The sequence below is a fragment of the Streptomyces sp. NPDC052299 genome, from assembly GCF_040679335.1.
In the GTDB taxonomy this organism is placed as follows: Bacteria; Actinomycetota; Actinomycetes; order Streptomycetales; family Streptomycetaceae; genus Streptomyces.
Window position 1 is genome coordinate 119,822 of record NZ_JBFAUP010000020.1, and the last position, 10,142, is coordinate 129,963.

12 protein-coding genes are annotated in these 10,142 nt (G+C 69.7%); 3 read left to right on the forward strand and 9 right to left on the reverse strand.

The window, feature by feature from the left end:
• Positions 1–69: 69 nt before the first annotated feature.
• The 8 genes from AB0L33_RS28750 to AB0L33_RS28785 are packed head-to-tail and all read right to left on the reverse strand — an operon-like array spanning position 70 to position 6,623.
• Positions 70–408, reverse strand: a complete 339-nt coding sequence (locus AB0L33_RS28750) for a metal-sulfur cluster assembly factor (RefSeq protein ID WP_018104628.1) — start codon at positions 406–408, stop codon at positions 70–72.
• Entirely contained in the window at positions 405–860 is a 456-nt protein-coding gene (gene sufU / locus AB0L33_RS28755) for a Fe-S cluster assembly sulfur transfer protein SufU (protein ID WP_073968341.1), read from the reverse strand. Before sufU ends, AB0L33_RS28750 begins: the two co-directional genes overlap by 4 nt.
• A 20-nt stretch (positions 861–880) precedes the next feature.
• A complete protein-coding gene (locus tag AB0L33_RS28760) occupies positions 881–2,137 on the reverse strand; it encodes a cysteine desulfurase (RefSeq protein ID WP_365686067.1) in 1,257 nt (418 codons plus the stop codon).
• Positions 2,134–2,898 carry a Fe-S cluster assembly ATPase SufC gene (gene sufC, locus AB0L33_RS28765; RefSeq protein ID WP_073968339.1) on the reverse strand — a complete coding sequence of 255 codons (765 nt, stop codon included), beginning with the start codon at positions 2,896–2,898 and terminating at the stop codon, positions 2,134–2,136. The genes AB0L33_RS28760 and sufC overlap by 4 nt, the downstream gene beginning before the upstream one ends.
• 7 nt (positions 2,899–2,905) lie before the next feature.
• The gene (locus AB0L33_RS28770; protein ID WP_018555702.1) at positions 2,906–3,223 is read right to left on the reverse strand and encodes a bifunctional 3-phenylpropionate/cinnamic acid dioxygenase ferredoxin subunit; all 318 of its coding nucleotides are present in this window, start codon (positions 3,221–3,223) and stop codon (positions 2,906–2,908) included.
• Entirely contained in the window at positions 3,223–4,404 is a 1,182-nt protein-coding gene (sufD, locus tag AB0L33_RS28775; RefSeq protein ID WP_365686069.1) for a Fe-S cluster assembly protein SufD, read from the reverse strand. The genes AB0L33_RS28770 and sufD overlap by 1 nt, the downstream gene beginning before the upstream one ends.
• Positions 4,405–4,464: 60 nt before the next feature.
• Positions 4,465–5,886: a Fe-S cluster assembly protein SufB gene (gene sufB, locus AB0L33_RS28780; RefSeq protein WP_365686071.1), complete on the reverse strand. Its 1,422-nt coding sequence runs from the start codon at positions 5,884–5,886 to the stop codon at positions 4,465–4,467.
• Positions 5,883–6,623 carry a metalloregulator ArsR/SmtB family transcription factor gene (locus AB0L33_RS28785; protein WP_018104621.1) on the reverse strand — a complete coding sequence of 247 codons (741 nt, stop codon included), beginning with the start codon at positions 6,621–6,623 and terminating at the stop codon, positions 5,883–5,885. The genes sufB and AB0L33_RS28785 overlap by 4 nt, the downstream gene beginning before the upstream one ends.
• Before the next feature lie 136 nt (positions 6,624–6,759).
• On the opposite strand from AB0L33_RS28785, the gene AB0L33_RS28790 reads away from it, so the two are divergent.
• The 3 genes from AB0L33_RS28790 to AB0L33_RS28800 all read left to right on the forward strand — a co-directional run bounded on the left by AB0L33_RS28790 (position 6,760) and on the right by AB0L33_RS28800 (position 9,545).
• Positions 6,760–7,692 carry an ABC transporter ATP-binding protein gene (locus AB0L33_RS28790; protein ID WP_365686073.1) on the forward strand — a complete coding sequence of 311 codons (933 nt, stop codon included), beginning with the start codon at positions 6,760–6,762 and terminating at the stop codon, positions 7,690–7,692.
• Positions 7,689–8,456, forward strand: a complete 768-nt coding sequence (locus AB0L33_RS28795; RefSeq protein WP_365686075.1) for an ABC transporter permease — start codon at positions 7,689–7,691, stop codon at positions 8,454–8,456. Before AB0L33_RS28790 ends, AB0L33_RS28795 begins: the two co-directional genes overlap by 4 nt.
• A gap of 75 nt (positions 8,457–8,531) precedes the next feature.
• Positions 8,532–9,545 carry a COX15/CtaA family protein gene (locus AB0L33_RS28800; RefSeq protein ID WP_365686077.1) on the forward strand — a complete coding sequence of 338 codons (1,014 nt, stop codon included), beginning with the start codon at positions 8,532–8,534 and terminating at the stop codon, positions 9,543–9,545.
• Between the two features lie 84 nt (positions 9,546–9,629).
• On the opposite strand, the gene AB0L33_RS28805 is transcribed toward AB0L33_RS28800, so the two are convergent.
• Positions 9,630–9,992: a hypothetical protein gene (locus AB0L33_RS28805; protein ID WP_365686079.1), complete on the reverse strand. Its 363-nt coding sequence runs from the start codon at positions 9,990–9,992 to the stop codon at positions 9,630–9,632.
• Between the last annotated feature and the right edge of the window lie 150 nt (positions 9,993–10,142).

Sequence of the window (10,142 nt, forward strand, 5' to 3'; positions counted from 1 at the left end):
CCACAACGCCGAAACGGCCCCGGCGGAAGCCGGGGCCGTTCTCAGGCCGTACGCGTCGTGCGCGGACGCTCAGACGTTGAAGCCGAGCGCGCGCAGCTGCTCGCGGCCGTCGTCCGTGATCTTGTCGGGGCCCCACGGCGGCATCCAGACCCAGTTGATCCGGAGCTCGTTGACGATGCCGTCCGTCGCGGACTTCGCCTGGTCCTCGATGACATCGGTCAGCGGACAGGCCGCGGACGTCAGGGTCATGTCGAGGGTGGCGATGTTGGCGTCGTCGATGTGGATGCCGTAGATCAGCCCCAGGTTGACGACGTCGATGCCCAGCTCGGGGTCGACCACGTCGTACAGCGCTTCGCGGACCTCCTCCTCGGAGGCGGGCTTGGTCGTCACGGTCTCGTTGTCGCTCATGCGGTCTTCCCTTCGGACAGCGCCTGCGCCGTCGCGTCCTTCCACGCCATCCAGCTCAGCAGCGCGCATTTCACCCGGGCCGGGTACTTGGAGACACCGGCGAACGCGACGGCGTCCTCCAGCACCTCCTCCATCGCGTCGTCGGGCTCCAGCTGCCCCTTCGACTGCATCAGTTCCAGGAACGCGGCCTGGATCTTCTGCGCCTCGCCCAGTTCCTTGCCGACCAGCAGCTCGTTCAGCACGGAGGCGCTGGCCTGGCTGATGGAGCAGCCCTGGCCCTCGTAGCTCACGTCGGCGATGGTCTCGCCGTCGTACCGCACCCGCAGCGTGATCTCGTCACCACACGTCGGATTGACGTGGTGCACCTCGGCGTCGCCGTCCCGCAGACCGCGCCCGTGCGGGTGCTTGTAGTGGTCCAGGATCACTTCCTGGTACATGGAATCCAGCTTCACGAGTCAATCCCCAGCCGCGTCTAGGCGAAAAAGTTCCGGACGTGTTCCAGCCCGTCCACCAGGGCGTCGACCTCGGCGGGCGTGGAGTACAGATAGAACGACGCTCGCGTCGTCGCAGGAATTCCGTACCGCAGGCAGACCGGGCGGGCGCAGTGGTGACCGACCCGGACCGCGATGCCCTGTTCGTCCAGCACCTGCCCCACGTCGTGCGGATGGATGTCGCCGAGAGTGAAGGAGATCGTCGCGCCGCGGTCCTCCGCGGTGGCCGGGCCGATGATCCGCAGGTCCGGCACCTCGAGGAGGCGCTTCACCGCGTAGGCGGTGATGGCCTGCTCGTGGCGGTGGATGTTCTCCATGCCGATCGCCGAGAGGTAGTCCACGGCCGCGCCGAGGCCGACGGCCTGGGCGATCGGGGGCGTACCGGCCTCGAACTTGTGCGGCGCCGGCGCGTAGGTCGAGGAGTGCATCGAGACGGTCTCGATCATCTCGCCGCCGCCCAGGAACGGAGGCAGGTCCTCCAGGAGTTCCTGCCGTCCCCAGAGCACGCCGATGCCGGTCGGACCGACCATCTTGTGACCCGTGAAGGCCACGAAGTCGGCCTGGAGCGCCTGCACGTCGAGCACCATGTGCGGGGCCGCCTGGGAGGCGTCGACGCAGACGAGCGCACCGACCTCCTGGGCGCGGCGGACGATCTGCTCGACCGGGTTGTGCGTGCCCATGATGTTCGAGACCAGCGTGAAGGAGACGATCTTCGTCTTCTCGGTGATGATCTCGTCGATGTTGGACAGGTCGAGCCGGCCGTCGTCGGTGATGCCGAACCACTTCAGCTTCGCGCCCGTGCGCTGCGAGAGCAGCTGCCAGGGAACGATGTTGGAGTGGTGCTCCATCTCCGTGGTGACGATCTCGGTCTCGTGGTCGACCCGGTAGGGCTCGTCGGCCCAGCCGAGCATGTTGGCCACGAGGTTCAGCGACTCCGAGGCGTTCTTCGTGAAGATGACCTCGTCGCGGCTGGGCGCGTTGATGAAGGCGGCGACCTTGTCACGGGCGCCCTCGTACAGCGCCGTGGCCTCCTCCGCGATCGTGTACACCCCGCGGTGCACGTTGGCGTTGTGCCGCTCGTAGTACTCGTTCAGGGCGTCGAGGACCTGGCGCGGCTTCTGCGAGGTCGCCGCGCTGTCCAGGTACACGATCTTCTTGCCGTCGTGGACCGTGCGGTCCAGGAGGGGGAAGTCCTTGCGGATCGCCTCGGTGTCGAGGAGGCCCGGCAGATGTGTCACGCGGCAGCGCCACCCTTCACGTATGCCTCGTAGCCCTCGTTCTCCAGCTTGTCGGCCAGCTCGGCGCCGCCGGACTCGGCGATCCGGCCGTTGGCGAACACGTGCACGAAGTCGGGCTTGATGTACCGGAGGATCCGGGTGTAGTGCGTGATCAGCAGGGTGCCGACCTCGCCGGTCTCGCGGACCCGGTTGACGCCCTCGGAGACGATGCGCAGGGCGTCGACGTCCAGACCGGAGTCGGTCTCGTCCAGGATGGCGACCTTCGGCTTCAGGAGCTCCAGCTGAAGGATCTCGTGGCGCTTCTTCTCACCGCCGGAGAAGCCCTCGTTGACGTTGCGCTCGGCGAAGGCCGGGTCCATCTGGAGCTGCGCCATCGTCTCCTTGACCTCCTTGACCCAGGTACGCAGCTTGGGCGCCTCGCCGCGGACGGCGGTGGCGGAGGTACGCAGGAAGTTGGAGACCGAGACGCCGGGGATCTCGACCGGGTACTGCATGGCGAGGAACAGGCCGGCGCGGGCCCGCTCGTCCACGGACATCTCCAGGACGTCCTCGCCGTCCAGGGTCACCGTGCCGCTGGTGATCGTGTACTTGGGGTGGCCCGCGAGGGAGTACGCGAGGGTGGACTTGCCGGACCCGTTGGGGCCCATGATGGCGTGGGTCTCGCCCTGCTTCACGGTCAGGTCGACGCCCTTGAGGATCTCCTTCGTGGCGTTGTCGGCCTCGACGGAGACGTGCAGGTCGCGGATTTCAAGCGTTGCCATGGGTGACTCAGGACTCCTGGGTGACGGAGACGAGCACATCGTCCCCTTCGATCTTGACGGGGTATACGGGGACGGGGCGCGTCGCGGGAAGGCCGGACGGCTTGCCGGTGCGGAGGTCGAAGCTCGATCCGTGCAGCCAGCACTCGATCGAACAGTCCTCGACCTCGCCCTCGGACAGCGAGACGTTCGCGTGCGAGCAGATGTCGTTGATCGCGAACACCTCGCCCTCGGTGCGGACGACGGAGACCGGCGTGCCGTCGAGCTCCACCCGCTTGGGGGTGTCGTCCTCCAGCTCGCTCAGCGCACAGGCTTTGACGAAGGCCATCAGACCGACGCCTCCAGCTCGGCCTCGATCTTGTCGAGCAGCCGGGCCTCGACGTCCGGCAGACCGATCTGCTGGACCAGCTCGGCGAAGAAGCCGCGCACGACGAGGCGGCGGGCCTCCTCGGCCGGGATGCCGCGCGACTGGAGGTAGAACAGCTGCTCGTCGTCGAAGCGGCCGGTCGCGGAGGCGTGGCCGGCGCCGACGATCTCGCCGGTCTCGATCTCCAGGTTCGGCACGGAGTCGACCCGCGCGCCGTCCGTGAGGACCAGGTTGCGGTTCATCTCGTAGGTGTCGGTGCCCTCGGCGGCGGCCTGGATGAGCACGTCGCCGATCCACACCGCGTGCGCGTCGTCGCCCTGGAGGGCGCCCTTGTAGGCCACGTTCGACTTGCAGTGCGGGGTGTTGTGGTCGACCAGGAGGCGGTGCTCCTGGTGCTGGCCCTTGTCGGTGAAGTACAGCCCGAACAGCTCCGCCTCGCCGCCGGTGCCCGCGTAGGCGACCCGGGGGTGCAGCCGGACCACGTCGCCGCCGAAGGTGACGACGACGGACTTGAAGGAGGCGTCCCGGCCGACCAGCGCGTTGTGCTGGCCGACGTGGACCGCGCTCTCGTCCCAGTCCTGCACGGAGACGACGGTCAGCTTGGCGCCGTCGCCCAGGACGTAGTCGACATTGGCGGCGAGCACCGCGTCACCGGTGTGGTCGATGACGACGACGGCCTCCGCGAAGGCGCCCAGCTCCACGACCTGGTGGCCGTAGGCGACGCCGCCCTCGCCGTGCACGGCGATCCGGATCGGCTCGGTCAGCACGGCCTCCTTGGGCACCGTGACGACGTGCGCCTGCTCGAAGGAGGAGTACGCCTGCGCGGCCACCCGGTCGACCGGCTTGCCGGCCTTGCCCAGCCGGGCGTCGTCGCGGCCGACGGTTTCGACCACGACGCCCGCGGGGGCCTCGACGGCGACCTTCACACCGCCGCCGGTGGCGGCGGCGGTGCCGTCGTGCAGGCCGCGCAGCCGCTCCAGCGGGGTGAACCGCCACTCCTCCTCACGGCCGTGCGGGACCGGGAAGTCCGCTACGTCGAAGGACGGGGGTGCGCTCATGCGCGTGGCGACGGTCGACTCCGCGGCCACCGCGATGGAACCGGCGGTGGTGGACCCCGCAGGGATGTTCTGAGCCTCAGCCATGGCTGTCGTAGTGCTCGCTTTCTCAGTCAAGAACTCTTCGAGGACGTGTTCGGCGGCGAATCAGCCGACCGAACCCTCCATCTGCAGCTCGATCAGCCGGTTGAGCTCCAGGGCGTACTCCATCGGGAGCTCCTTCGCGATCGGCTCGACGAAGCCGCGCACGATCATCGCCATGGCCTCGAACTCGGTCATGCCGCGGCTCATCAGGTAGAAGAGCTGGTCCTCGGAGACCTTGGAGACGGTCGCCTCGTGGCCCATCGACACGTCGTCCTCGCGGACGTCGACGTACGGGTAGGTGTCGGACCGGGAGATCGTGTCCACGAGCAGCGCGTCGCAGAGGACGTTGGACTTCGCGCCCGGCGCGCCCTCGCCGATCTCGATCAGGCCGCGGTAGGAGGTGCGGCCGCCGCCTCGCGCCACCGACTTGGAGACGATGTTGGACGAGGTGTTCGGGGCCATGTGGACCATCTTGGCGCCGGCGTCCTGGTGCTGGCCCTCGCCCGCGAAGGCGATGGACAGGGTCTCGCCCTTGGCGTGCTCGCCCATCAGGTAGACGGCCGGGTACTTCATGGTGACCTTGGAGCCGATGTTGCCGTCGACCCACTCCATGGTCGCGCCCTCGTAGGCCACGGCGCGCTTGGTGACCAGGTTGTAGACGTTGTTCGACCAGTTCTGGATCGTCGTGTAGCGGCAGCGGCCGCCCTTCTTCACGATGATCTCGACCACCGCGGAGTGCAGCGAGTCGGAGGAGTAGATCGGGGCGGTGCAGCCCTCGACGTAGTGGACGTAGGCGTCCTCGTCCACGATGATCAGCGTCCGCTCGAACTGGCCCATGTTCTCCGTGTTGATACGGAAGTAGGCCTGGAGCGGGATGTCCACGTGGACACCCTTGGGAACGTAGATGAAGGAGCCGCCGGACCACACGGCCGTGTTCAGCGACGCGAACTTGTTGTCGCCGACCGGGATGACGGTGCCGAAGTACTCCTTGAAGAGCTCCTCGTGCTCCTTCAGCGCGGTGTCGGTGTCGACGAAGATGACGCCCTGCTCCTCCAGGTCCTCGCGGATCTGGTGGTAGACGACCTCGGACTCGTACTGCGCGGCGACACCGGCGACCAGGCGCTGCTTCTCCGCCTCCGGGATGCCGAGCTTGTCGTAGGTGTTCTTGATGTCCTCGGGCAGGTCGTCCCAGGACGCGGCCTGCTTCTCCGTGGAACGGACGAAGTACTTGATGTTGTCGAAGTCGATGCCCGACAGGTCCGAGCCCCAGTTCGGCATCGGCTTCTTGTCGAAGAGCCGGAGGCCCTTGAGCCGCAGCTTCAGCATCCAGTCCGGCTCGTTCTTCTTCTCCGAGATGTCGCGGACGACAGCCTCGGAGAGGCCGCGCTTGGCCGCCGCGCCTGCCTCGTCGGAGTCGGCCCAGCCGAATTCGTACGTGCCCAGGCCCTCGAGCTCAGGGTGGGCAGTCTCCGTGGGGAGCGTCATGCGGGGTTCCTCCCGGCCGTGCTTGCAGATGCTGAATCGGTGGTCTGTGGGGTGGGGTGTCCGCTGCGCGGAATGTACGTCGTGCACACCCCGTCGCCGTGGGCGATGGTGGCCAGACGCTGCACATGGGTCCCCAGGAGGCTGGAGAAGATCTCCGTCTCCGCCTCGCACAGCTGCGGGTACTGCTCGGCGACGTGCGCGACCGGGCAGTGGTGCTGGCACAGCTGCTCACCCTGCTGCGGGCCCGGCGCGCTGCGCGCCGTAGCAGCGTACCCGTCGGCGGACAGCGCCTTGGCCAGCGCCTCCGTACGGGCCTCGGGGTCCGCGGCCTCGATCGCCGCGCGGTAGGCCGCCGACTGCTCGGCGGTCCTGGCCCGGGCGAACGCCATGACCGCTTCGTCGCCCGCGGTCTCGGCGATCCAGCGCAGGGCGTCCGCGGCGAGCGTGTCGTAGGACTGGTCGAAGGCGTCCCGGCCGCAGTCGGTGAGGGCGAACACCTTGGCCGGACGGCCCCGGGTCCGCGCGCCGTACACCCGCTGCTCGCGGGCCTCGACCACGCCGTCGCAGGCGAGCGCGTCGAGATGGCGGCGCACGGCGGCCTGGGTGAGCCCCAGCCGCTTCGCCAGCTCCGCGACGGTGGACGGGCCGTGGTCCAGGATGGACCGCGCGACGCGGTTGCGCGTCGAGCGCTCACCGGTCGCGAGTTCCTCCTGAGGAGCCTCGCCCGCGTATTTCACAACGCCATTGTTGCGTAATTCCTCCGGCCGTGACAACCACGGTCCGAAACGATCAATGGTGCCTTCCATCACTTAGGGTTACCTAATCAAGCCCCGGGGCCGGGGAGCGGCGGACGGCTGCCTAGACTCATTCGCCATGAACAGCGAGCCCCGCCCGGCCGTCCGGATCAGCGGCCTGGTGAAGCGGTACGGCGACAAGACCGCGGTGGACGGCCTCGACCTGGAGATCCCGGCCGGCACGGTCACCGCCGTGCTCGGCCCCAACGGCGCCGGCAAGACCACCACCATCGAGACCTGCGAGGGTTACCGCCGCCCCGACGGCGGGACCGTCCGGGTCCTCGGCCTCGACCCCGTCGCCGACGCGGCGCGGCTGCGCCCCCGGATCGGCGTGATGCTCCAGTCCGGCGGGATCTACTCCGGCGCCCGCGCCGACGAGATGCTCCGCCACATGGCCAAGCTGCACGCCCACCCGCTCGACGTGGACGCCCTGATCGAACGCCTCGGTCTCGGCTCCTGCGGCCGGACCTCCTACCGCAGGCTCTCCGGCGGCCAGCAGCAGCGGCTCGCCCTGGCCATGGCGGTCGTCGGCCGGCCCGAGCTGGTCTTCCTGGACGAGCCCACCGCCGGGCTCGACCCACAGGCCCGCCGCTCCACCTGGGACCTGGTCCGGGAGCTGCGCGCCGACGGGGTGAGCGTCGTGCTCACCACCCACTTCATGGACGAGGCGGAGGAGCTGGCCGACGAGGTCGCCGTCATCGACGCCGGTCGGATCGTCGCCCAGGGCTCCCCCGAGGCCCTGTGCCGGGGCGGCGCCGAGAACACCCTGCGCTTCACCGGCCGCCCCGGGCTCGACCTCGGCTCGCTGCTCAAGGCGCTGCCCGACGGCACGCAGGCGGACGAGCTGAGCTCCGGCACGTACCGCATCACGGGCGACATCGACCCGCAGCTGCTGGCCACCGTCACCTCCTGGTGCGCGCAGCACGGCGTGATGCCCTCCGGCATCTCCGTCGAACGCCACACCCTGGAGGACGTCTTCCTCGAACTGACCGGCAAGGAGCTGCGCGCATGAGCGCCGGTACGTACACCCCCCGGCCGGGCGCCGCCCCGCTGCCGCGCATGATCGCCGCGCAGACCGCGCTGGAGACGCGGATGCTGCTGCGCAACGGCGAGCAGCTGCTGCTGACCGTGGTCATCCCGACGCTGCTGCTCGTGCTGTTCAGCTCCGTGGACATCGTGGACACCGGCGCGGGCGAGCCGGTCGACTTCCTGACGCCCGGCGTGCTGGCCCTGGCCGTCATGTCGACCGCGTTCACCGGCCAGGCCATCGCCACCGGCTTCGAGCGGCGCTACGGGGTGCTCAAGCGGCTCGGCGCCTCACCGCTGCCCCGCTGGGCGCTGATGACCGCGAAGACCCTGTCCGTGCTGGTCACCGAGGTCCTTCAGGTGGTCCTGCTGACGGTGATCGCCTTCGCGCTCGGCTGGTCGCCGCACGGCAGCCCGTTCGCGGTGCTGCTGCTTTTGGTGCTGGGCACCGCCGCCTTCTCCGGGCTCGGGCTGCTGATGGCCGGGACGCTCAAGGCGGAGGCGACGCTCGCCGCGGCGAACCTCGTCTTCCTGCTGCTCCTGGTGGGCGGCGGGGTGATCGTGCCACTGGAGAAGTTCCCGGACGCGGTCCAGTCGGTGCTGGGCCTGCTGCCGATCTCGGCCCTCTCGGACGGGCTGCGGGACGTCCTCCAGCACGGCGCCGGAATGCCGTGGGGCGACCTCGGCATCCTCGCGGTCTGGACGGTCCTGGGGCTCGGCGCGGCGGCCCGGTTCTTCCGCTGGGAGTGAGCCGATGGACGCACTCCGTCGCCGTTACGCGTAACTCGTCCCCCTCGTGAAAGCTTGCACAAGCGGCGTCCTACCATGGTGCGCGTGCCCAAGCTGACCCGAGCCGAAGTCGCTCAAGCCCTGCGCAATCCGCTCCAGTACATCGCCGAGCGCTGGACGCCCGAGCCGCGGACGGTGCGCCGCGCGGCCATGTCCGCGGTCGTGATGGCCGTCGTCATCGTCGTGACCGGCGGCGCCGTCCGGCTGACCGGCTCCGGCCTCGGCTGCCCCACCTGGCCGAAGTGCACGGACGAGAGCCTGACGGCGACGAGCGCGATGGGCTTCCACGGCGCCATCGAGTTCGGCAACCGGATGCTCACGTACGTGCTGTGCGCCGCCGTCGGCTGGGCGATCATCGCGGCGCGTTCCGCGAAGCCCTGGCGACGCGGCGTCACCCGGCTCGGCTGGGTCCAGTTCTGGATCGTGATGGGCAACGCGGTTCTCGGCGGCATCGTCGTGCTGGTCGGGCTGAACCCGTACACCGTGGCCGCGCACTTCCTCCTCTCCACCGCGCTGCTCACGGTCGCCCTGACGACCTGGCAGCGGATCCGGGAGGGCGACGAGGCGCCGCGTCCGCTGGTCGGCAAGGCGGTCGCGCAGCTGGCCCGGCTGCTGGCCGTCGCGGCGGGGCTCCTGATCGCCGTGGGCACGGTGGTCACGGGCGCCGGGCGGCACGCGGGCGACTCCAGCGACGTCCACCGCATTCCGCTCGACTGGAAGCTGGTCACCCAGCTGCACGCGGACCTGGCCTGGGTCGTGGTGGCGCTGACCGTCGCCCTCTGGTTCGTCCTGAAGGCCGTGGACGCGCCGATCGGCCCGCTGCACCGGACCCGGGAGCTGTTCCTGATCCTGATGAGCCAGGGGATCGTGGGCTACGTGCAGTACTTCACCGATACGCCGGAGATCCTGGTCGGCGTGCACATGCTCGGCTCGTGCCTGGTGTGGATCGGGGTCGTACGCGTACTGCTGTCGCTGCGCGAGCGGCCGGTGGCCGTCGCCGCTGTGCCGGCGCCGGCCGTCGAGCAGGCGGAGCCCGCCGCGGCCGGCTGACACGGGCACGCACACAACGGACCGGGGCTCCCGCTCCACGGCTGTACGCCGTCGGAGTGGGAGCCCCGGTCCGTTCGTGGCTTCTCAGGCCGCGTTCGACGGGCCGCCGATCTGGATTCCGGCCATCCGGCTCCACTCGTACGGACCCGTGCGCACCTTCGCCGCGAACTCGCCGTCGAAGGACTCGTGGAGCGTGATCCCGGACTTCCGCGCCGCGCTCTCGGCGAGCTCGTACGAGGGGGCGACCAGGTCGCCCCATTCGCCGTCCTCGCCCACCAGGACGATGCGGGCGCCCATCTGCCCGAGGTAGGCGACCTGCCCCTCCGCACCGCCGTGCGCCTTCGCGAAGGCACCGATCTGCTTGGCCAGCCGGGCCGCCCTGCGCTCCGCGCGCGCCGCCCGCCTGCCGTCCACCTGCTGGGTCTCAGCCTCTGCCGTCTCTGCCATGGACAGGATGCTACCGGCGGGTAGATCAACCGGCGACGGGCGGGGGGGGGGGGGGCGGGCCCCCCCCCCCCCCCCCCCCCGGGGGGCGGGGGTTTACGCCGGCAACGGGGGGCCCCGCCCCCCCAGAACAAGAAAGAACAAAAAGGATAA